This is a genomic window from Flavobacterium sp. RHBU_24 (assembly GCF_046613695.1).
GTDB lineage: Bacteria > Bacteroidota > Bacteroidia > Flavobacteriales > Flavobacteriaceae > Flavobacterium.
Genome location: NZ_JBKJHD010000003.1, coordinates 45,403 through 68,651 on the forward strand (window position 1 = coordinate 45,403; position 23,249 = coordinate 68,651).

A 23,249-nucleotide genomic window follows, 5' to 3' on the forward strand; every position below is an offset into this window, starting at 1 on the left:
TAATCAATAAGGGTTAACTTTGTAATACATCCACAAACTACAAATAAAATGACTCACAACCATATAATTGATAAAGACACAGCCCCACATCACCATGCTGAGGAAAACAAACCAACCTATTATTGCCCTATGATGTGCGAAGGCGATAAGGTATACGACAAACCCGGCCATTGCCCGGTATGCGGCATGAACCTTGAAAAGGTACCTGAAACACGCCCTAAAAAAGGACAGTATACCTGCCCCATGCATCCTGAAATCGTAAAAAATGAACCCGGCAGCTGCCCCGTTTGCGGTATGGATCTGGTGCCCATAAACCCACAGGCCGAAGAAGAAGATACCGCTTATAAAGAATTACTTTTCAAGTTTAAGATAGCCGCAGGTTTTACCATTCCCATTTTTATATTAGCCATGGGCGAAATGCTGCCCGGTAACCCTATAGGCAGGGTTATTTCCCAAAATGTATCAAACTGGCTGCAATTTGGGCTGTCGTTACCTGTAGTGTTTTATGCTACCCGGATGTTTTTTGAGCGGGCGTGGCAGTCGTTTCGCAGTATGCGGCTCAATATGTTCAGCCTTATAGGGCTTGGGGCAGCGGCGGCATTTTTGTTCAGCATTGTTGGGCTCCTATATCCATCTGCTTTTCCGGATGAAATGAAGGGCCACCACGGTGGTGTACACCTTTATTTTGAAAGTGTTACGGTAATACTTACCCTTGTGTTACTGGGCCAGCTTCTGGAAGCCAAAGCCTATACCCGCACAAGTAAGGCCATTAAAGAACTCATAAAACTTTCGCCTACCGAAGCTACGCTGGTACAAAACGGCAAGGACAGTAAAATACATATCAGCGATATTATGGTTGGGGATATTTTGCTGGTACGCCCCGGCGAAAAAATACCTGTAGACGGCGTTATAACCGAAGGTAAAAGCACAATAGACGAAGCTATGATAACAGGCGAACCTGTACCGGTGGATAAGAAGACTGGCGATTCTGTTACGGCGGGTACTATAAACGGCAGGCGCTCTTTTTTGATGGAAGCGCGGCATGTGGGCAACGAAACGTTCCTTGCCCAAATTATAGAAATGGTAAACAGCGCGAGCCGTTCCCGCGCGCCCATACAAAAGCTGGCCGATAAAATATCCCGTTATTTTGTGCCAATAGTTATTGCTGTGGCAGTTATTACATTTGTTGCATGGGCAATCTGGGGGGCAGGGCAGGGCTATGCGCTTGGTTTTGTAAATGCTGTGGCAGTACTTATAATTGCCTGTCCGTGCGCGCTGGGGCTCGCCACACCTATGTCAATAATGGTAGGGGTAGGCAAAGGCGCGCAGCATGGCATACTTATAAAAAATGCCGAGGCGCTGGAGCTTATGGCAAAAGCCAATGTACTGATTGTGGATAAAACAGGTACGCTGACAGAAGGCAAACCATCAGTAGAAAAAGTAGTGGCTTTTGATGGTTTTACAGAAGCCGAAATAATTAGCGCAGCGGCTACGCTAAACCGGCAGAGTGAGCACCCGCTGGCGCATGCCATGGTACACTATGCTACTGATAACACGGTTACCCTTAATGAGGCTTCTAATTTTGAATCGATAACTGGAAAAGGGGTAAAGGGTTCAGTAAACGGCAAAGAAGTTTTGGTAGGGACTCTTGCTTTATTAAAAGATGCAAACATAGACCCTGGGCAAAACGCTATACAAAAAATTGAAGAGGAGCAGGCCAGGGGTAAAACCGTGCCCATAATTGGCATTAATGGTAAAGCCGCAGGTTTTATAGTCATTGCCGATGCTATAAAGCAAAGCAGCAAAAAGGCAATAGCCGATATTTTAAGCAGCGGCCTGGATGTGGTAATGCTTACGGGAGATAATGCAAACACCGCAAAGGCCGTGGCCGATGCCGTGGGTATAAAACACTTCAAAGCCAATTGCCTGCCGGAAGATAAGCAGTCTGAAATTAAAAAACTCCAGGCTGATGGAAAAATTGTAGCCATGGCGGGCGACGGTATTAACGATGCGCCGGCACTTGCGCAGGCTAACATTGGCATCGCCATGGCAACGGGTACCGATGTGGCTATAGAAAGTGCCGGGCTGACACTGCTTAGAGGCGACCTGCAGGGGGTGGAAAAGGCACGGCTGCTGAGCCATGCCGTAATGAAAAACATCAGGCAGAACCTACTGCTGGCCCTTGTTTATAATACGGTGGGAATACCCGTGGCTGCCGGAATATTATACCCGTTTTTTGGGGTATTGCTGTCGCCTATGATAGCTGCGGCCGCCATGAGCCTGAGTTCGGTATCGGTAATAACTAATTCCCTGCGGATAAAAGCTACACATTTGGGTTAGGCAGTACCACCCGCCTGCTCATAGCTTACAGGGAAGTAAAGGCTTATTACAGTACCCTGGTTAACAGCGCTTGATGCCGCAATATGCCCGTTATGGTTTTGCATTATTTTTTTGCAAAGCGCAAGCCCCACACCAGAGCCTTTATGATTTGGTATATCGTGTAACCGTGTAAAGATGTTAAATATCGATTCGGCATAGCGCTGCTCAAACCCCATACCGTTATCCGCTACATAAAACACCCGGTAGAGGGTTTCCGGCTCGTCAGGCCTGTACGCCTGAAGTTCGTCGCTTGCCGTGATTTTTATCTGTGGCTTACGGTCTGCTGCGGCATATTTTATAGAATTTGCCACGAGGTTGCTAAACAGTTGCTTTAGCAGAAAAGGTATTCCTTTAATTTCAGGCAATTTACCTACAATAACTTCGGCATTCTTCTCGCTAATGGTTTCAGCCATATCCAGTTTTACATCTTCCAGCAATGCATTCATATCAACCTTTACCAACGCTTCATCAGTATGCTTAAGGCGGGTATATTTTAATATATCTATAAGCAGCGTCTGCATCCTGCCTGCAGCATTGTTCATACGTTTTATGGCATCTTCTACTGTTTCCGGTATCTCTTTTTCCCGTATTAGTATGCGCGATGCAATAAGCTGTATTTTACGCAACGGTTCCTGCAGGTCATGGGTACTTATCCAGTTTATGTTTTCAAGTTCGCTGTTGGTTTGCTTCAGCAATTCGCTCAGCTTACGGTATTTTTCTTCCTCCTGCGTCATAATGAGCAGGTTTAACTGCCGCTGCAGGCTGTACGCGTATGATGCCGCGCTTTCAATTTCGGGGCGTAGCCAGGGCTTGCTCATGCAGTCTACAATTTCTTTCCATAATTCAAATGAGCGCCGTGGGCTTAGTCCATTTTCATCCTTTTCTATAGATTTATTGGGGTCGCCGGCCCAGTTTACTTCAGTTTGCGTTTCAGGGCGGTACCATATAATGCAATTATTGTTATCAATATCCAGCGAATGGTAAATAATCCCCGACGCATCGTCACAAACATGGAAGTGGGGCAGGTAATCAATCAGTTTATTGGTATTAAATGTACCGTGCGCTGTATGCCTTGCCATAAAATCTGCAAGTTCCCATATTTTACCATCGTCAGGTGTAAAGCCGTGTTTAAATACTGTGCTGCCAAAAATTATAGATACACCCGCCGCGTTACATAGTTCAAGTAGCTGAGGCGCTTCTATAATCTTTTGCAGGTCAGCTACCTTAAGAAGCGCATGGCTGTTCATGCGCTCTGTGGCAATGGTGCTTTTTCGGGCATACTCGTATTCTTCCGATGCTTCGCGCACGTCAATTTGAGAAGTGATGAAATGGCCCTGCAACTGCGCCGCAAGCCGTATTTCCGGGCTTAGGTTTTTTGGCGAATAGTGATGGCATGCAATAAGGCCCCACAATTTCTTTTTATAGAGTAATGATATGGTAAGTGTGGCACCCACCCCCATATTGTGCAGGTATTGCACATGTATGGGCGATGTGCTGCGCAGTATGGCAAGGCTCATGTCGAGGTTTTTGCCTTCGGCATCATCAATGGTAAAAACAGGGATGGGCGTATAATTAATGTCAGAAATAAGGCGTAGCAGGTTACGCTTATAAAGTTCGCGCGCCTGCGCAGGTATATCGGTATGGGGGTAATGCAGCCCTAAAAAAGGTTCCAGGTCATCCCGGCAGCTTTCGGCAAATACTTCGCCGTTATAGTCTTTATCAAAGCGGTATATCATTACACGGTCATAGCCTGTAATTTTACGGGTACCTTTAGCAACCAGCTGGCATAATTCTTTCAGGGTGTGCGTTTCGTGCATATAGCCCAAAAACTGCGACGTTTGGTCGTATACCTCATGGGCAGGTTTACTGTCAAGGCTTACAGGTTCGCATTCGAGTATATATATACCGTTATCATTTTTATGGAGCGTGCATAAAAAATCGACACCTGCAAGGGTAAGCCGCAGCAATGTACTGCTAAGCATCAGGCCCTTGGCAACATATCCCGTTAGTGCATCAGCAGCTTCGCTGCCAAATACGTCCTCAAACTTTTTACCCAGCAGCTGGCTGTGGAAAAGGCTTAAGTACTCGGCCGTATTGGCACTACAGTAGTCTATAAGCAGGGCATCTTCTTTAAGGCCAAGCAAGAAGCCATGCGGCTGTATGCTGCCAGGTATGTGTATAGCTTCCTGCTCGCAATTAGTAAGGTTTACAATATCGCGGTTTACAATATCTTTAAAGGTCATAAAAGTCTTAGTTTGCGCTTGTGCTAAAATGTGTGTGTATGGCCTCAAAAGCAAAATTTGCCCCGGCTATAATTTCTTCACCGGCATTATTCTCCTGTTCAAATTGTATCAGCGCGGCCAAAAATGATTTCCAGTGGCTGCCCGTCTGGTTACCGTAGCCGGTAAAGTAGGTGGCGCCTTTCTCTGAATTGTGGCCTAATACGGCAGTTATATTCTTTAAAATTACCCTTCCGCCCAATGATGATCCTTCAATAACATACAGTATGCCCAATGCAAAAGCAGGAGAAAAGTGTGGGTTACCAGCCGTAAATACTTTAGTGTATCCTGACATGGTGCTGCCCAGTGTTTCAAGGTCGGCCTCTATAAAATGCGTTTTATTACGGATTTCATTTTCAGGGATATAACGGCTAAGCGCGGGGAATATATTTTCTTCGGCATCTTTAACCACATCACGCATTAGCGTAAGATAATTAGTGTATCCGGCATTGGTAACATCGGGTTTTAGAAGGGATGCAGAAAGGGGTAAAGCTTCTAACGCAGTGTGTGACTGTTGTGTGGCCTTGCGTAAGCTATCTAAAAAAGTAGTGGCGGTTGCTGTATCGCTCATTATATAGTGGTGCTTGTATTCATTACAAACAAATATAATTAAAATAATTTCATTGCTTTAAAAGCATTTTTGATTTAACGCTTATTTATAGTATGATTATATATAAAATGTATTTTCATAAATTTACGTTCATTATCGATGCTGCAATAATTTACCCGCGTAGCAAATTACAGGTACGGCTGTGCGGTTTAAAGTAAAATAAGTATCTTCACGCCGTTTTTTACTTTTAGGCGAAAAGCATTTTGTACATGAAAAATATCACAAGATTTTACCCGCAGCTCCTGGCCATACTTGGCTTTATCATTGTTGCACTAATTTATTTTTACCCGGTGCTTCAGGGCAATAAGGCGTTTTACCAGTCAGACATTGCCCAGTATACAGGCATGGCTAAAGAGCAAAACGATTTTAGAAAGGCAAACGGCGAGGAACCGTACTGGACAAACAGCGCCTTTGGCGGTATGCCTACCTACCAGATGGGGGCAAAATACCCACACAATTATATAAAGGCTATAGACAGCGTTATCCGCTTTTTGCCACGCCCTGCCGATTATCTTTTCTTGTATTTCCTTGGCTTTTTTATACTGTTGCGCATCCTAAAAGTAGATACGCTTAAGGCGTTTTTTGGTGCGCTTGCCTTTGGCTTAAGTACCTATCTTATAATAATACTGGGTGCGGGGCATAATGCCAAGGCACATACCATTGCCTATATGCCCCTGGTGCTGGGCGGAATTATACTGGTATTTAGAAAAAGATACATTGCTGGCGGGCTGCTCACGCTGCTTGCAACCGCGCTGGAGATAAACGCCAACCATTTCCAGATGACGTATTACCTGCTGTTCCTGCTGTTTTTTGTGGGGCTTTATTATGTTATAGAAATAATTAAGAAAAAAGAATACCGCCACCTGGGCATTTCGCTGGGGGTATTTGCAATAGCCGGTATTGTGGCACTGGGTCTTAATGCCACCAGCCTTATGGCTACTGCCGAATATACAAACTACAGCATACGCGGCAAAAGCGAGCTTACCTTTAAGCCCGATAATAAGCCGGTAACCTCTGACGCGGCTATGGATTACGGCTATATTACAGAATATAGCTATGGCAAGGCCGAAAGTTTTAACCTTATAGTACCACGCCTTTTTGGCGGGGGCAGCGGCGAATCGGGCAGTAAAGACGGTAAGATATATGAATTTTTCCTTAGCCTTGGGGCAACCCCTACAGAGGCGGCAAGCTATACCGAAAGGATACCCTCTTACTGGGGCGACCAGCCTATAGTAGAGGCGCCGGCCTATATAGGTATTGTGGTGTTTTTCCTTGCGGTATTTGCGCTTTTTGCCGATAAGCGAAACATAAAATACGCATTCCTGGCGGGGGCGTTGCTTACATTGTTACTTTCGTGGGGTAAGAATTTTAGCGGATTAACCGAATTTTTTATAAACTACGTTCCGCTGTATGATAAGTTCAGGGCGGTATCATCCATACAGGTAATACTGGAACTTTGCGCCCCGATACTCGCGTTTATGGGGCTGCAAACCTTCTTTAAAATTGAAGATAAAAAGCAGCAGTTTACCTACCTGTGGCAGAGTGCGCTGGTAGTGGTGGTAATTTTGCTGGGGTTATATGCCCTGAAAGGCTCCTTTAACTTTGAAGGCCTGCGCGATGCCGATTATGCACGGGGCATGTTTGGCGAGGAGGCGTTCCAGCAGATAGGGCCGGGCTACCTTGAGGCACTTAAGCAGGAGCGTATGGAGATGTATACCGGCGATATTTGGCGTTCGCTATTGTATACGCTGGCGGCGGCTTTAGTGCTGTGGCTGTTTACGAAACAGAAATTTAACGAAACGGTTGCCGTGTTATTAGTGGGCTTACTTATTGTAGCCGACCTGTTTACTTTTGACCGTAATTATGTAAACGCTGATGATTTTGTCTCTGCACGCAAGATGGAGGAGCCGTTTGAAATTACCCCTGCTGATGCACAGATAATGGCTGATACATCGCATTTTAGGGTGTATGACCCGTTTGCCAGGCAGCAGGCACGTACCTCTTATTTTCACCAGGCCGTGGGAGGCTACAGCGCGGTGCGCCCCCGCAGGGAAGACGAACTGTTTACCTACAGCTTTGAAAAAGGCAGTAATGATGATTTTGCCCCAATATTTAAAAATATAGATGAGCAAACGGTATCGCTAAAAGAGCCTGTACCGGTGCTTGACCTGCTGAATGTAAAGTATTTATTATTGCAGAATAACGACGGATATGTAACTGTTGCTAACCCTAACGCAGCCGGCCCGGCCTGGTTTGTAAGCAATATAAAACCAGTGGCTACCGCCGATGACGAGCTAAAAGAAACACTAAAACTTGACGTTAAGAACGTTGCGGTTATTAATAAAGAAAAATTCCCTGAAGCTGTTGCCGAAACAACGTTTGCGCGCGACAGTAGTGCTGTAATAACGCTTACATCGTACGAGCCTAACGACCTTGAATATACGTCGGAAAACAAGAACAAAGGCTTTGCCGTGTTTAGCGAAATGTATTATGCTAAAGGCTGGAACGCCTACATAGATGGCACCCTGACACCGCACTACCAGGCCGATTATACGTTGCGAGCGTTGTTAGTACCCGCCGGCAAGCATAAAATACAGTTTAAATTTGAGCCGCAGGTGGTAAAAACCGGAAGCACAATAGCCCTTATCAGTTTTGTTATCTTCCTCGTGTTACTCGGGGCAGGGGTATGGTATGAGCGGAAAAAGCAAGCCCCCCAACCCCCTAAAGGCAAGATAAGCCCTGAAAAACGTAACCCATAAATTAATTTTATGGATAAGAGTGAACAAATTCCCCCTTCGGGAGTTAAGGGTCTTGTAAACAAAGTACTCATAATAACCTATTACTGGCCGCCTGCGGGTGGGCCGGGGGTACAGCGCTGGCTTAAGTTTGTTAAGTACCTGCCGGATTTTAATGTAGAACCAATAGTATACATTCCCGAAAACCCAACTTACCCGCTTATTGACGAAGGGTTTTTATCTGAAGTAAAGCCGGGTACTAAAATACTGAAGCACAAGATTGTTGAGCCATATTCGTGGGCTTCGGCATTTAGCAAAGGCAACACAAAAAAAATAAGCAGCGGTATCATCCCTGATAAGAAGAAACAGTCGCTCATGCAAAGGCTGATGCTTTGGGTGCGGGGCAACCTCTTTGTACCCGATGCCCGTGTGCTATGGGTAAAACCGTCAACAGCCTACCTTTCTGATTATATCAAAAAACATAATATTGATACTATAATTACTACGGGGCCACCGCACAGCCTGCACCTTATTGGGCTTGGCCTTAAAAAACAACTGGGTGTACGCTGGTTTGCTGATTTCCGCGACCCGTGGACTACTATTGGATACCATAAAGAATTAAAACTCGGCAAATCGGCACAAAAGCGCCATGAGGATATGGAGCGCGAGGTGCTTAATACCGCTGATACTATTATTGTGACCAGCCCTACTACTAAAAAAGAATTTGAGGCCCTTACCGATACACCTATTGCTGTTATAACCAACGGCTACGATACCGAAAAGGTAGCCCGCCCGCCACTGGATGAAAAGTTTACGCTGGCGCATATAGGCTCTTTTTTAAGTGAGCGTAATCCTCAGGCGCTATGGCAGGCGCTGGCAGAATTGATAGCTGAAGATGCCGGTTTTAAAACCGATTTTCAGCTAAAGCTGATAGGCGCCGTGAGCCGGGAAGTACTAAACGCTATCGAGAAAAATGGTTTAAGCAGTTATGTAAATAACCTTGGCTATATATCTCATAGCGAAGCTATAGCCGAGCAACGTAAAAGCCAGGTGTTGCTTTTGGTTGAGATAGACCGGGAGGAAACCAAATGCATTATACCCGGTAAGTTATTTGAGTATATGGTTTCTGAAAGGCCCATCCTGGGTATAGGGCCTGAAGGCGCAGATTTTGCCGAAATAATGCGCGCTACAAACACAGGTGTGTTTGCTACGTATGCCGATAAGGACAAAATAAAACAAACCCTGCAAGCCTATTTTGCCGACTATAAAAAAGGCACACTCAAATCGAACGCCATTGGGCTGCAATATTATTCAAGAAAGAATCTTACAGGGCAGCTTGCGGAACTTTTGAAAAAGTAGCGAATCTGTTTTTCGCCTCGTTCAAAGCGCGCTACAGGCGGGAATCCCTACTTAAAGGCTACGCATTTTTATAAAACATTTCCGCTATCAACTCATACGAATGTTTACGGTCTTCAAAAGTATCGGCCCAGGTGGCTATCATTATTTCATCACTATTATAAGCATCGGCTAAGGCTTCCAGTTTTTGCTTTACAACATCAGGCGTTCCGGCTATAAACCTGCTACGGTTCCAGGCTATGCGTGCCCGCTCATGCGGGTTATACTCTTTTGCCTTGATCTCCTCCAGTGAAAGGATATCGCCCGTAGCGCCCATTTCTATATGCAGCATGCGGTAGTCAAAATCTGTAACCCAGTTAGCCACAACTTCTTCGTCCTCATTACAAAAAGCAAAGATGCCTACATTTACTTTTGGCTCTGCCAGTTCCGCCGACGGTTTAAAGCTGTCGCGGTACATCGCCACTACTTCGGGGCCACCCTGAGGGTTTATAAAATGCGCAAAAGAGAGCGCCATGCCAAAATGTGCCGCAAACTGCGCGCTGCCACCACTACTGGTAAGCATCCATAATTCGGGCATAATTTCGGGTATGGGGTAGGCCTTAACTTTTTCGTGTACGGTCTCGGGCAGTTCTTCGCCTCTCAGCCATGCCTTAACATCGGTAAGCTGCTGGTACAGGTCTTTTTCGCTAAAGGTATTGGCAGGGTTAAGCAGCTGTGCCGAAAGCCTGTCGCCACCCGGTGCCCGGCCTATACCCAGGTCTATCCGGCCGGGGAAAAGCGTGGCCAGCATACCGAAATTCTCGCTTACTTTAAGTGCGCTGTGGTTGGGCAGCATGATGCCGCCGCTGCCAACACGTATACGTGCCGACTGTGCTGCCAGGTAGGGGATAAGTACCTCAGGAGTAGTGCCCGCCACCAGCTTAAAGTTGTGGTGCTCGCTTACCCAGTAGCGCTCAAACCCCAGTATGTCGGCAAGTTGTACCAGCCTGCCGCTGTCCATTAACGCCTGGTGTGCAGTACTGTTTCGCGCCACCTGCGACTGGTCGAGCACACTTATTTTTATATTTTTCATAAAGTAATTCTGTTGTCTAATTGTAACAACCAAAATTACATATAAAAATCGAGATATTTAAATGTGTTTATGTTTTGTTAACACCGATAAAGCGCTATGATTGGCTTTTGCTTAAAAAATATCATCTTTTTAATTGTACCGGCTGCTTAATCTATTATAATCCGCGCATATCTTTCGCGGCAGGGCTCAATGCACGGATGGTTAAGTATAAGGCTGCCGTTGCTGTCAAACTCAAACGTAATAGGGTAGGGCGCAACGCCACAGCTTCCGGTAATGGTATGATTTTCCTCAGAATACGTTCCATTTGTGGCTACATCTGTAGCAGTATCCATGCTGCAAATATTCCCGTTACTGTTTAGCGTGCCATCATCATTAAAAGTAAGCCTTTTTTGGCTGTCAACAGTAATAAATGTACCCGAACCATCACCCGGATCGGCAAGTATTGCCACCAACTGCCATTGCCCTATAACGCTGTTATTAACCACTTGGTCATTATCATTGTTATTACAACCCACAAGGCCTATAATTACCGCTAATAGAAATAAAATCTTTTTCATGTGTATAAAAATGAATTGGTTATAGCTAAAAGATGCGGTTGAAAAGGAATGGTTGCGTGCTATATATGAAGTATTTACAAAATTTAATTCCCAACATTTTTTTTCTTATTGAATGTCAGGTATGATTATCATTTATATTTGATAACCAGCAATTTATTATCAGTATCTAAATATTACAGTGGCGCGAGATTATTCAGCTCAGAGAGGGTATAAAACCTTATGTTGTTATCCCGTGCATACTTGCAAATGCCTTCCAGCATAGCGTATGATGTCTGGTAATCACCACTAACGTCTGGTACTGTTTTATGCCCATAAAAAATAATAATCTTGCCGTTTTCTTTAGCATACTGCATCAGTGTTTTAAAATATTCAATGTCTGATTGCGTATAGCTGTCATCTATACCCAGCCCGTATACCAGCCTGTTGCCCGTATAATAGCAATTTTGTGATTGAGGGCTTAGCCTGCCGTAGGTAGTGCCCCTTATAATATCAAACTGTTGCAATAGCCGGGTGTCAAGAGTGGCATTCCGTGCCCCATAGGGATAGGCAAAATTCCGTATGGTAAATCCGTCAGCCTCCATAATGCTGAGCATCGGGGTAATCTCATCGTTAATATAGGCATCAATGCCATGCTGGGCCATATAGTCGGTTGCCTTAAGGTGGTTAAGCCCGTGGCCGGCTATTTCGTGGCCTTTGTTATTAAGTTCGTGCAGCCGCTGTTTTTCTTCAGGGCTAAACCCGGCGTACCGGGTAATAAAAAAAGTAGCTTTCCAGTTATAATTATCCATCAGTTGGTCTGCCTGATACCATTCGTTTACATAGGTATCATCAAATGTAAGTACAATTCCGGGTTCATACCCGTTATGATAATTTTCAGGTTCCGGAGTATCATCCGGGCTACAGCCTGTTAAAAGAAGCAGGCAAAGCAGTGCGACGGGCAAGGTAATCTTGTGGTAAGTCATGGTTGAAGGTTGTAAAAGGCTTTGTATTTAACTGATGTAATTCCAAATATTCTTCTTCTTAGTTAACTCAATATAGGCATGGCGCAGTGCGGCGTGTTCGGGCTTTATCATGGGTGCATCCTCTTTAAGAAGTGCAACGGCATACTGGCGGGCGAGCATCAGTATGTCGCGGTCTTTAACAAGGTCTGCTATCTGCAAGTTTAACACACCGCTTTGTTGTTTCCCCATAATGTCGCCGGGGCCGCGCAGCTTAAGGTCTACTTCAGCAATCTCAAAGCCGTCGTTAGTGCGGCACATGGTATCGAGGCGGGTCTTTGTATCGTTGCCCAGTTTGTTGCCGGTCATTAATATACAGTAACTCTGGTCGGCACCGCGGCCCACGCGCCCGCGCAGCTGGTGCAGCTGGCTCAGGCCAAAGCGCTCGGCGCTCTCAATAACCATTACGCTGGCGTTGGGTACGTTAACGCCCACCTCAATCACCGTGGTAGCCACCATAATATTGGTTTTATTTGCGGCAAATCGCGCCATTTCGCTGTCTTTTTCTGATGGTTTCATCTTGCCGTGTACTATGCTTACGCTATACTGCGGCAGCGGGAAGTCGCGCGAAATACTCTCATAGCCGTCCATCAGGTCTTTGTAGTCCATCTTTTCGCTTTCCTGAATTAACGGGTACACTATGTACACCTGCCGCCCTTTGGCAATTTCATCTTTGAGGAATTTCCAAACTTTTAAACGGTTACTGTCGTACCGGTGTACGGTTTGTATGGGCTTACGGCCCGGAGGCAGCTCATCTATCACCGAGACATCGAGGTCGCCATACAGGCTCATGGCCAGCGTACGCGGTATGGGCGTAGCAGTCATGACCAGCACGTGGGGTGGAATGTCGTTTTTCTTCCAGAGTTTGCTGCGTTGCTCTACCCCAAAACGGTGTTGCTCATCAATAATTGCAAGGCCAAGGCTCTTAAACTGTACTTTATCTTCCAGCAGGGCATGGGTGCCAATGATGATGTGCAGTTCGCCGCTCTCCAGGGCTTCGTGGATGATGCGGCGTTCGGCGGTTTTAGTAGAACCTGTAAGTAGTTGAATGTTGATGCCCATGGGGGCGGCAAGTTCGCTAAGGCCGATAAAGTGCTGGTTGGCCAATATCTCAGTAGGCGCCATAAGGCAAGCCTGGAAGCCGTTATCGAGTGCCAGCAGCATGCTCATAAATGCCACTATTGTTTTACCCGAACCCACATCGCCCTGCAGCAGGCGGTTCATCTGGGCGGGCTGGCCCATATCGTTGCGAATCTCTTTTATTACGCGCTTTTGGGCATTGGTAAGGTCAAACGGCAGGTGGTTGTTGTAAAAGTTATTAAAATACTCGCCCACGTTACCAAAGGGGTGGCCTTTTATCTTGTGTTTGCGTACCAGGTTTTTAGTAATCAGCTGCAGCTGGATAAAAAACAGCTCCTCAAACTTAAGCCGGAACTGCGCTTTAGCCAGTAACTCCTGGCTCTTAGGGAAGTGGATGTTAAACAGCGCCACATTTTTTGGCAGTAAACTGAGTTCGGCAAGCAGGGCAGAGGGCAGTACCTCCGTAAATAGTGCCTGCGTTTCGGTAAAGAGCTGCTGCATCATCTTGTTTACCAACTTATTTGTAATGCCGCGCTGGGCAAGTTTTTCGGTGCTGGGGTATATGGGCTGCATGGCGCTACGCAGGCTGGCCTCGTGTTCGGCAAGGGGTTCCATCTCGGGGTGCGCCATGTTGAACACGCCGTTAAAAGCCGTAGCCTTTCCAAAAATTACGTAAGGCTGGTTAAGTTTAAGATTTTCGCGTATCCATTTTTGCCCCTGGAACCACACCAGTTCCATTTCGCCGGTGCCATCGGTAAAGGTGGCTACCAGTCGGGTGCGCTTTTCGCCCAGGGTTTTAAGGTGGATAACCTTACCTACTATCTGCACCTCGGCACCGCTGTTAATCAGTTCGTTAATTTTGTAATAACGGGTACGGTCTATATAGCGGTTTGGGTACAGGTTGAGCAGGTCGGCATATTTATGGATGCCCAACTCTTTCCGGAGCAGCTCGCCGCGTGCCGGGCCCACACCTTTAAGGTATTCTATGGGGGTTTCGAGTAGGTTGTTCATCCAAGTGCTTTTGTAAGGCGAAGGTAAGGATTAATAGAGATTTTATGAAATGCTTATTAAATATACAAAGCCATCTGCGGCAGCAACCTCCCTTTAATAGACGACTCCAGACTATTGTACGTTTCAAACCCAAAACGTTTATAAAAACCTTCCGCATTAGGTTCGGCATCTAAAATGATCCTTTTCACAAAAAGCAGTTTCGATTTATCAATACAATCCAGCATTAAAATCCTGCCATAGCCTTTGCCTATATATTCCGGGAGCAAAAAAATATCATCCAGCTTTATGGTTTTATCGTCCACTTTCCAAAATGAATAATAACCAATGATTTTTTCGCCAATTAGCAACTTATACGTTTCATGCTTCTCAATATATTCCGGTGAAATGGTCAGTTCATTTTTCCATTGTTCCAGTTGCTCAACACTATATCCCCAAAAAGCTTTTCCCTTATAGGTGATGTCTGTAAAAATAGCGCTGTCTTCTTTTTGTGCCTTTTCAATTTTCATAATAGCTTGTTGATTAGCGAAGGTACTGGTTTTTAATTCACGGCAAAATGGCAATTCACTCACAATCTTAACCCAATTAAAACCACAACCCCTCTTAATAGCGCTATCTTTATAAAAACAATAACAATTATGAGCGTTAAGAACAGCAAGCAGTTTGGCGTATGGATGGATAACCACCATGCCACTGTAATAGGCAGGGAAGATATAGACAGTGGCGATTTTATAGTACTGGCTACTATTGATTACCCGCTTACCGAGAAAAACTCCAGTGAGAAAGCACAAAATAACGAAGAGATTATGCTACAGCACAAATATTTTAAAAATATTGCTGCCGTGATGCAAAATGTAGATGAGATACACATTACCGGCACTGGTGATGCCCAGGAGCAGTTTATAAAATACCTTTCGGAAACGCCGCAGTATAAAAACGCAAAGGCTGATGAAAGCACTTCGGTAAAAATGAGCGACGAACAACTGATAGCGTTAATTACGCCAACTTTAATTAGAGCGCCTTATTTATAGTACAAACTGCCTTAGCAATAGGGCAGTTTTTTTATGGCCGACCAGCAACGTAAAATCAAACAATAGTTAAAGTATGTTGTGGTACTCCCTATGTAATGTTAATCTGCTTCGCAATTTATAGCACGTGTAGTAATTTCGACGGAAAATTAATCGCACCTGATGCAAACTGATGCCCTTACCACTACACTGCTGCTGATACCCGGCGGCCGTGAGTTGAGCCTGCCCCACCATACCGACGCCTTTAGGGCTGCCCTGCAAAACGCCGTAGCGCAAAAATCGGCACGCCTCATTATGCTTGCCGATACACCACTTATCCCCGAACATATACTGCAACGCCTTACCCCATATAAAAACGTGTTCCTGGTAGAATCTGGCAGCATACTAACAGAAGATGATGTATGGCACGAAGCCGGCGAAATGCTTTCGCAAAACTACCTGCCCACAATAGTTACTTCCGGTTTTGATTACCAGGTAATACAAATGCAATTGGTAGATGTAAAGTATGAAGATTTTGAGCGCCTTGCAAAGTTTATGTAGCGGTTTATTTATTGCACTTTGGCACAGTTTTTATACAATAAATGGGTAATTTTATAACTATTAAAAAAGGAGTTTATCATGCTAAAATGGATTGACATAGTTAAGTTTGCCACTACCGGTAACCCCACGCCTGACAACAGGGTTATCAAAACCGACGAAGAGTGGCACGCGCTGCTAAGCCCTGAAGAATTCAGGGTTACACGCCTGAAAGGCACGGAGCGCGCCCACAGTTCTGAAATGTGTTCGCTGTTTGAACCCGGAAAATATGCCTGCCTGTGCTGCGGCACACCGTTGTTTGACGGTGGCGAAAAATTTGAAAGCGGCACCGGTTGGCCGTCTTTTACACAGCCTATTAAAGATAATGCCGTTGCCTACCATAAAGACGAAAGTTACGGCATGGTGCGTATAGAGGCGCTGTGCAACACCTGCGACGCCCACCTGGGGCACGTGTTTCCGGACGGGCCTAAGCCCAGCGGGCTACGATACTGCATGAACGCGGTGTCGCTTAAGAAAATAGAAAGCAATGAAAAGAAGGCTACCTTTGGCGGTGGATGCTTCTGGTGTACTGAGGCAGTGTTTGTATTGCTTAAAGGCGTTAGCAAAGTAGAGAGCGGCTACAGCGGCGGTAAAATAGACAACCCCACCTACCGCGAGGTATGCAGCGGCATAACCGGCCATGCTGAGGTTGTTGAGGTTACCTACAACCCCGATGAAATATCATTTGATGACTTGCTGCGCATACACCTGAGCACACACAACCCTACTACATTAAACAGGCAGGGCGCTGATGCAGGTACGCAATACCGCAGCGTTATTTATTACCGCAATGCTGAAGAAAAAGAAGCCGCTGCCCGTATAATTGCCGAACTGCAGGAGGCGTATGCCGACCCTATTGTTACCGAACTTTCTCCGTTTGAACAGTTTTATAAAGCAGAGGAGTACCACCAGGACTATTATAAAAACAACAGCCAGCAGGGTTACTGCCAGGCGGTTATAGACCCTAAGCTTAAAAAGTTTAAACAGCTTTTTAAAGACAGGCTTAAATATACCGCGGAGGCGAATGTATGATCAAGAAAGCAGGGTTTGGCGGAGGCTGCCATTGGTGTACTGAGGCGGTTTTTTTGTCGCTTAAAGGTGTGGTTAAAGTAGAACAGGGCTGGATTTCATCTGTTGGCGAAAGCGCAGATTTTTCAGAAGGTGTTTTGGTGGAATTTAATACTGAAGTAATATCTTTTGAGGTTCTCATTGCCATACACCTGCATACCCACAGCAGCACTGCCCTACACAGCATGCGTGGTAAATACCGGTCGGCCATTTACACCTTTAATGAAGATGACGCTGCCGAGGCTAAAGCTGCCATAACAGCATTACAAGCTGAGTTTGACAGGACAATTATCACACAGGTGTTACCCTTTGCAGATTTTAAGCTGAATAAGGAGGAACAGCTTAACTATTATTTTACCGACCCAAACCGCCCATTTTGTGAGAATTACATCAACCCGAAGCTGCAATTGCTCAGGGATAAATTTTCTAACAGTATATCAGATTTTTAGTACAGATAACTTGTTGCATAATTGATATAAAATGTTTCCATCACTCCTGCACATTGCAACTACTGACCTTATCTGAAAACTCTCAAATAGATTAAGTTGTTGTTACGAGGATATACCAGTTCTTCTTAAGGTGCGTTGCGGGCATCATTGTTAGTTTTAGTGGAAAAATAATATTTTTATCATGGCAATCAGCGTTTTATATATGCAGTTGCCAATAGTGACTGCCTGGTTCAGTTTGCCTATTGAAAATTTGATTAACTGGTACTCCGGGTACTGCTCATTATTTTATAACCACTGATGTCGCAGCCAAGGTATTTTAATAAGCTAAAACATTATTGTGGCCCCAACTTTACATAACCCACGTGCAGCTCATCTTCGATTGCAAATGCAGAAGGCGTAATTTGTATGTGGTACTTTTCTTTTAATTCGGGTGAGAGTAAGTCCGATACGTTGTGTATATCGTCTACATCCAGCGCATATTGCTGGTCAATGTGCGATTCAGCGCCTTTAAAACCACAGGTTTTATAAAATGCGGTCTGCTTTGCCATTTTTATAGCTTGCGACATTTTTTTAGCTACAACCAGTACTTTATAATGGTATTCTTCAAGGTCTCCGGGGCGGTAACCGCCAAGGTTCAGGAAGAATAATTTTTCATCTTGTGGCACACCTTCGCTTTTAGGAATTATTTTTATGTCATAATTTCCTACAATAGTTACCGCACGCCAGGAGTCGATGTGCAACTGCCCTGCATTAGGCCAAAACGCATACATGTCGTCTCTTAACGATTTGATAGTCTTGCCAATACCAAAGTAAACATCATGCTGCTCTATGCTGCGCCCGAGTGGGGTAGCACCCAGTATTGCCATAAAAAGTGTTGGCATTTTTATACTCATATTGCAAAGAAATAAAGTTTTTTTCTAATTTTTACCTAAATAAATTTTTTTGGCGCATTTTTTGGAATAGTTTCGTAAACAATAATTATAAACCTATTTAAAGTTATGAAAAAGATACTTTTACTTTTTGCAGCCCTGGGCTCATTAACGCTTACAAGCTGTAACAACGACGACGATTATGTGGCGGTAGACAACGATACTATTGCCGAAGTTTTTGAACTGAGTAATATAGATTTCGCGCCAGACGGATCCGGCCGCTACACCGTATTATACCCTTTAGAGCCAACTATTTTTGAGAGTGATGTAGTGCTTGTTTACAGGATTGTAAACGACGAGGGCTTTATAGTAAAACAGCCTATACCGCGCACCCTTTATCTTGATGGCGACGATGAAGTGGATTACGATTTCAACTTTTCAAGTGAGGACATATTGTTTATCATGGATGCTAACTTTGACCTCGCCGATGCACCTGCCTATACCCAAAACCAGTCTTTTAGGGTGGTGATAGTGCCAGGCTATTTTTCAAGCACTGTTGATGTGAACGATTATGATGCCGTTATGGCAGCGCTTAAAAACAAAAATGGCGGTAAAGAAATTACTATAGAAACGATACAGTAATTTACAGATTCAAACAAATATAAAAAATCCGTTTCTTTTTTGAGAAACGGATTTTTTTATGTTTTTATAGTGACTGCAAACTGACCACTGATTACTGCGAACTATTGCTGTTGCTGTTGTTGCTGCATATCCAGGAACTTCTGGTAGGAGTTCATATGCATATTTGTTGAAGGCTTAGGCGATTCGGCTATGTATACCGGCGCTATGGGCTGTTCTGTTTCATTTTTATCGTTACTTATGCTAACTGCAACGGTTAGGGTGTGGCTGCCCGTACCTTTATACGTTCCTTTTACCGGTGTACAGTCGTTAAAGTTGCGCCCAAAGGCTATCTTCACGTGGCCATCGCTTACGCTGCAATTGTTGGTTGGGTCAATGCCAAACCAGCCATAACCGGGTATAAACGCCTCAACCCAGGCATGCGTAGCGCCCTCGCCGCGTATCTCATAATCTGCGGGGCAAATAAACCCGCTGATGTAGCGCGACGGGATACCCAAAAGGCGTAGCATTTCGGATAACAAGTGCGCAAAATCCTGGCATACTCCGGCCTTAAGCGCCCAGATTTCGTCAATACCGGTTTCTATTGTGGTAACCCCCTGTTTATAGGTAAAGTTGTTGTATATATAGGCCGAAAGGCTTGTAATTGTTTCGTATACCGAAGTATCTGCGGTGCAAAAGCTTTTTACCACGGCCTCAATTTCCGGCCTGGCCTCATAAAACTCCGGCTTACAGAAGTCCATGAACTCATAGTTGTTGTTAATCTCTGCCAGTGTTTTCCATTCTTCGTGCGGCATTACAGTAGGCTCCGGCTGGGGAATGGCACGTGTTTCTACCTCCAGGTTGCTGATGATTTCCAGCGTATAGTGCGGCTCTACTATGGTAAATACACCCACGGTATTGCCTAGGTAGTCTAAAAAATAATCAACCGGGGCAGATGGCTTTATGCTGATAACCTGGCTTTTTACTTCCTGGTAATCAGAGTCCTGTGGTTTTAGGATTATTTGGTTGGCGCTGTCGGTCACTGCCTCAGGGTAGTGGTAGCGTGTAATGTGTTTTATATGGTACAGCGGCATAGTGCGTGTTTCATGTTATGTTTGTGGAGGGCAAATATCATAATTTTAAAGCGTATCGGGCATTTTTTTAACCAAAAGATATTAATAGGCTACCTTAAAGTAATGCTTATCAAAGGCCTGAACTATGTCCTGTATGCCGGCTTCAAGATTGGTTACAAATTCCAGCTGCGAGTCGATATCATCGTCGGGTTTGTTGTACTTAAGGTAGGCCATGGTTTTTCCGGTAACATATTCCAGGTTATCCTTTTGCTCTTCGAGGTTGCTTTTCTTAAGGTTTTTACTGAAGGAAGCAATCTGTTGCAGGGCATAAGTAACCGAATTCGGGAAGTTTTCCTCAAACAAAATCTGCTCGTAGATAGATTTTGCGTTGAGCGTACCGGCGTGCGTTTGCAGGTAATATTCGTACCCGCTAAGCGAAATGAGCAGGTAGCGCCAGCTTACGGCATCAACGGCTTCGGGCTTGGAAAAATCAGAGATAAGCAGCTGGCGTTTTAGCAGCAGCAGGCATTGCAGCGCACGCTCTATAAAACCGCCGATGCGAAGGAACAGGAAGCCTTCACCGCGATACATGCTGTTATCTACGGTGCCATAATAGTGCATGCACTGCTTTATAAACTGGTCGAACACTGTTATGGGATCGTTATGGGCTATTTGTGCCTTTAAAATCGGGCTGCGCATCTGGTGGTAAAAATCGTTGAGTGACTGCCACAGCTCCTTTGTAATGTGGTCCTGGGCGCTGCGGGCATTTTCGCGGGCACGCAGAATATTGTTGCACAGCGAAAGCTCAAGGTTGCTGTCAAAAACTATGGCCTGCAAAATTTCGCCGGCAGATGAGCAATTAATTTTGGTTTCGGCGCTCTGGTATTCTTTACAAATGTTTTCCCAACTGATAACGGGCAGGCCGTCCTGGCTGGCAATATACAGCGTTTGCAGGTTACGGAGGTGGATGTTAGAGCGCTCCATATAGCGGCTCATCCAGAAAATATTTTCTGCTACTCTACTAAGCATGTAGTGGTATGTGTTCGTTTAAAATTAGTCGATAACCCAAGTGTCTTTACTGCCGCCGCCCTGCGATGAATTCACTACTATAGAACCCTCCTTAAGCGCCACGCGTGTAAGGCCGCCCGGCACTATGTCTATACCGTCTGGCCCATAAAGCGCATAGGGGCGAAGGTCTACCCGGCGGGGCTGCAGCTTGCCGTTGATGTAGCAGGGCGCAGTGCTCAGCTTAATGATGGGCTGCGCGATAAACTGCCGTGGCTGGGCGTTAATCTCAGTAATAAAAGTCGCAATCTCTTCATCGGTAGCGCAATCGCCTATCAGCATGCCGTAGCCACCGCTCTCGTTTGTGCGCTTTATTACCATGTTATGTATATTCTCTATGGTGTATTTGCGCTCGTCGAGGTTTTCCATTTTATAGGTGGGTACGCTCTTCAATATCGGCTCCTCGTTTAGGTAGTATTTAATCATGTCAGGGACGTAAGAGTAGATGGCCTTATCGTCGGCCACGCCGTTGCCCATGGCGTTTACTATGGCTACGTTGCCCTTGCGGTAGGCGTGGTACAGGCCGGGAACACCCAGTACGCTATCCGGCCTAAATACTAATGGGTCGATAAACTCATCATCCACGCGGCGGTAAATAACGTCTACTTTTTTAAGGCCTTTAGTGGTTTTCATGTACACCTTATGGTTTTGCACCACGAGGTCACGCCCTTCAACCAACTCAATTCCCATAAGCCTTGCCAGCGTAGTATGTTCAAAATAAGCGGAATTGAATATTCCCGGCGTGAGGAGCACCACGGTAGGGCGGCTGCTTTTTTCGTTGCCTAGTGCCAACAGGTTTTTTATCAGCAAATCGGGGTAGTCTTTTACCTGGCGGACTTTATTCTCCGGTAGTATGTTCGGGAAGATGCGGTAGCTCATGTTGCGGTTTTCCAGCATATAGCTCACGCCGGATGGGGTACGCAGGTTGTCTTCCAATACATAATACGAGCCATCATAATCACGTATCAGGTCGATGCCGCTGATGTGCGAATAGATATCAAAAGGCACATCTACATTTACCATTTCCCTCAAAAAGTTAGGGCAGGAGTAGATTAATGACGCGGGAATAATGCCGTCTTTTATAATAAATTGCTGGTGGTATACGTCCTTAAGGAAGATGTTGAGCGCTTTTAAGCGCTGCTTGATACCTTTTTCGATATGGTCCCATTCGGCGGCCTCAATGATCCTGGGGATGATATCAAAGGGGAATATTTTTTCGATGCCCTCACCGCTGCTGTACACCGTAAAGGTGATGCCCTGCGTCATGAACAGCTTTTGGGCGAGTTCGTTCTTAAGGTCTACTTCGCCGTCTTTCAGGCTGGTAAACGATGAGATGAATTTATCATATTGCGGGCGTACGTTGCCCGGGGCCATCATTTCGTCAAACACACCCTTTATAAGCTCATAGCCGGTTAGCGTGGTAATTTTATCCATAGGGGCATGGTGTATTTGTGTTCTAAATTATTCTCACTGGTTTTTCCAAAAATAAGAACAATATTTATAGTATGGATAAAATGTTAAAATTATTTTTAATGTTTTAACGTAATGGTTGTGGGTTTAGTGAGTGTGATTGTGATTTTTTTTGGTTAAATTTAAGTTTGGGTTAGAAATTAATAGAGGTATGTTTGTTATTTAGCTGCTTTAAAATATAACCTTCTGCATAAAGTTTGTTAATGCTTATAAGAAACGTGGCAACATATTATTTTCCCAATCTTTAGGGTTTTCTTCCAAGTTTCAGTAACTCTATGAAATTGCTAAAGCTTTAATTGTCTTTTACATTAAGTAATAGTAATTCGTTGCTTATAATTGGAAGTTGTCTTTTGATTATTAAATTTGATAAGATTGATTATTTCTTTTTCAAGGTTTCTATTTCCTTTCCAATTTCTATCCATTTATCTTTATAAGAAGATAATGTTTCAATTATTGTATTTATATCAGTATCTATTGAACCATTCAAAAGGTTATTGAATCTTTCTATTTCTGACATTTTAATATTTGCAGCAGTATTAAGTTTTATATTTAGCTCAAGTCCTACAGTGCTGGCTTTCAATTCTGTATCCCTAATGCTAATTAAAAGTTTTGTGATATCTGCTTCAGCAATTTTTAGGCTTTTTTTAATCTCTTCTTTTAATTCCTCTTCAGAATTTTTAACCTCATTTAATCGATATAGATATTCATTTTTGTGAATTATCAATGTTGAAATGTCCTCAATGATAGTGTTAAGTTTATACTTTTCAGCATCACTTTTCATTTCAACATAATTTTTTTTAATCCAGTCAATTGTTTCAAGAATCGGTTTAAGTAAGTCAACATTAAGAGGCATGATAATTAAGATTATTGGTTAATGTATGGTTTAAATTGTAAAATTCTTCAAATATAATAAATTCCCCACCCGAAAATCCTCCCTCCACAAAAATCTAAATTTCTTA

General features: G+C 44.5%; 20 protein-coding genes. 8 read left to right on the plus strand and 12 right to left on the minus strand.

Annotated features, from left to right (window positions below; translation table 11 throughout):
• The first annotated feature begins 48 nt into the window (after positions 1–48).
• On the plus strand, positions 49–2,340 hold the full coding sequence (locus ACLI09_RS04730; RefSeq protein WP_411418443.1) for a copper-transporting P-type ATPase: 2,292 nt from the start codon (positions 49–51) through the stop codon (positions 2,338–2,340).
• Here ACLI09_RS04730 and ACLI09_RS04735 read toward each other — a convergent pair.
• Positions 2,337–4,622, minus strand: a complete 2,286-nt coding sequence (locus tag ACLI09_RS04735) for an ATP-binding protein (RefSeq protein WP_411418444.1) — start codon at positions 4,620–4,622, stop codon at positions 2,337–2,339. The two genes, ACLI09_RS04730 and ACLI09_RS04735, sit on opposite strands and share 4 nt — an antisense overlap.
• Positions 4,623–4,629: 7 nt before the next feature.
• Positions 4,630–5,229, minus strand: coding sequence for a biliverdin-producing heme oxygenase (locus tag ACLI09_RS04740; protein WP_411418445.1), 600 nt, complete (start codon positions 5,227–5,229; stop codon positions 4,630–4,632).
• Between the two features lie 248 nt (positions 5,230–5,477).
• Here ACLI09_RS04740 and ACLI09_RS04745 point away from each other — a divergent pair, with 248 nt between their 5' ends.
• On the plus strand, positions 5,478–8,027 hold the full coding sequence (locus tag ACLI09_RS04745; protein ID WP_411418446.1) for a YfhO family protein: 2,550 nt from the start codon (positions 5,478–5,480) through the stop codon (positions 8,025–8,027).
• Between the two features lie 9 nt (positions 8,028–8,036).
• The gene (locus tag ACLI09_RS04750; RefSeq protein WP_411418447.1) at positions 8,037–9,362 is read left to right on the plus strand and encodes a glycosyltransferase family 4 protein; all 1,326 of its coding nucleotides are present in this window, start codon (positions 8,037–8,039) and stop codon (positions 9,360–9,362) included.
• A gap of 58 nt (positions 9,363–9,420) precedes the next feature.
• Here the strand turns inward: ACLI09_RS04750 and ACLI09_RS04755 are convergent, their stop codons facing one another.
• From ACLI09_RS04755 to ACLI09_RS04775, 5 genes are all read right to left on the minus strand, one after another.
• The gene (locus ACLI09_RS04755; protein WP_411418448.1) at positions 9,421–10,431 is read right to left on the minus strand and encodes an LLM class flavin-dependent oxidoreductase; all 1,011 of its coding nucleotides are present in this window, start codon (positions 10,429–10,431) and stop codon (positions 9,421–9,423) included.
• 146 nt (positions 10,432–10,577) lie between these two features.
• Positions 10,578–10,988 (minus strand): hypothetical protein, encoded by a 411-nt coding sequence (locus ACLI09_RS04760; protein ID WP_411418449.1) that lies wholly within the window; start codon positions 10,986–10,988, stop codon positions 10,578–10,580.
• A 173-nt stretch (positions 10,989–11,161) separates the two neighbouring features.
• The gene (locus ACLI09_RS04765) at positions 11,162–11,950 is read right to left on the minus strand and encodes a polysaccharide deacetylase family protein (RefSeq protein ID WP_411418450.1); all 789 of its coding nucleotides are present in this window, start codon (positions 11,948–11,950) and stop codon (positions 11,162–11,164) included.
• Between the two features lie 27 nt (positions 11,951–11,977).
• Entirely contained in the window at positions 11,978–14,077 is a 2,100-nt protein-coding gene (gene recG / locus ACLI09_RS04770) for an ATP-dependent DNA helicase RecG (protein ID WP_411418451.1), read from the minus strand.
• 56 nt (positions 14,078–14,133) lie between these two features.
• Entirely contained in the window at positions 14,134–14,583 is a 450-nt protein-coding gene (locus ACLI09_RS04775) for a GNAT family N-acetyltransferase (protein WP_411418452.1), read from the minus strand.
• A 129-nt stretch (positions 14,584–14,712) separates the two neighbouring features.
• Between ACLI09_RS04775 and ACLI09_RS04780 the strand changes: the two genes are divergently transcribed.
• From ACLI09_RS04780 to ACLI09_RS04795, 4 genes are all read left to right on the plus strand, one after another.
• Entirely contained in the window at positions 14,713–15,105 is a 393-nt protein-coding gene (locus tag ACLI09_RS04780) for a hypothetical protein (protein WP_411418453.1), read from the plus strand.
• Positions 15,106–15,264: 159 nt separating this feature from the next.
• The gene (locus ACLI09_RS04785; protein ID WP_411418454.1) at positions 15,265–15,642 is read left to right on the plus strand and encodes a hypothetical protein; all 378 of its coding nucleotides are present in this window, start codon (positions 15,265–15,267) and stop codon (positions 15,640–15,642) included.
• A 78-nt stretch (positions 15,643–15,720) separates the two neighbouring features.
• Positions 15,721–16,710, plus strand: coding sequence for a bifunctional methionine sulfoxide reductase B/A protein (locus tag ACLI09_RS04790; RefSeq protein ID WP_411418455.1), 990 nt, complete (start codon positions 15,721–15,723; stop codon positions 16,708–16,710).
• Positions 16,707–17,195, plus strand: a complete 489-nt coding sequence (locus tag ACLI09_RS04795; protein WP_411418456.1) for a peptide-methionine (S)-S-oxide reductase — start codon at positions 16,707–16,709, stop codon at positions 17,193–17,195. Before ACLI09_RS04790 ends, ACLI09_RS04795 begins: the two co-directional genes overlap by 4 nt.
• 332 nt (positions 17,196–17,527) lie before the next feature.
• Here ACLI09_RS04795 and ACLI09_RS04800 read toward each other — a convergent pair whose 3' ends face one another.
• Positions 17,528–18,076 carry a DUF1543 domain-containing protein gene (locus ACLI09_RS04800; RefSeq protein WP_411418457.1) on the minus strand — a complete coding sequence of 183 codons (549 nt, stop codon included), beginning with the start codon at positions 18,074–18,076 and terminating at the stop codon, positions 17,528–17,530.
• A gap of 117 nt (positions 18,077–18,193) precedes the next feature.
• On the opposite strand from ACLI09_RS04800, the gene ACLI09_RS04805 reads away from it, so the two are divergent.
• Complete coding sequence (locus ACLI09_RS04805; protein WP_411418458.1) at positions 18,194–18,706, plus strand: hypothetical protein; 513 nt, start codon at positions 18,194–18,196, stop codon at positions 18,704–18,706.
• Positions 18,707–18,807: 101 nt separating this feature from the next.
• Here the strand turns inward: ACLI09_RS04805 and ACLI09_RS04810 are convergent, their stop codons facing one another.
• The 4 genes from ACLI09_RS04810 to ACLI09_RS04825 form a co-directional block, all read right to left on the minus strand.
• Positions 18,808–19,776 (minus strand): transglutaminase family protein, encoded by a 969-nt coding sequence (locus ACLI09_RS04810; RefSeq protein ID WP_411418459.1) that lies wholly within the window; start codon positions 19,774–19,776, stop codon positions 18,808–18,810.
• Positions 19,777–19,857: 81 nt separating this feature from the next.
• Positions 19,858–20,784 carry an alpha-E domain-containing protein gene (locus ACLI09_RS04815; RefSeq protein WP_411418460.1) on the minus strand — a complete coding sequence of 309 codons (927 nt, stop codon included), beginning with the start codon at positions 20,782–20,784 and terminating at the stop codon, positions 19,858–19,860.
• A gap of 24 nt (positions 20,785–20,808) precedes the next feature.
• Positions 20,809–22,254, minus strand: coding sequence for a circularly permuted type 2 ATP-grasp protein (locus ACLI09_RS04820; protein WP_411418461.1), 1,446 nt, complete (start codon positions 22,252–22,254; stop codon positions 20,809–20,811).
• Between the two features lie 412 nt (positions 22,255–22,666).
• Positions 22,667–23,143 carry a hypothetical protein gene (locus ACLI09_RS04825; protein WP_411418462.1) on the minus strand — a complete coding sequence of 159 codons (477 nt, stop codon included), beginning with the start codon at positions 23,141–23,143 and terminating at the stop codon, positions 22,667–22,669.
• Between the last annotated feature and the right edge of the window lie 106 nt (positions 23,144–23,249).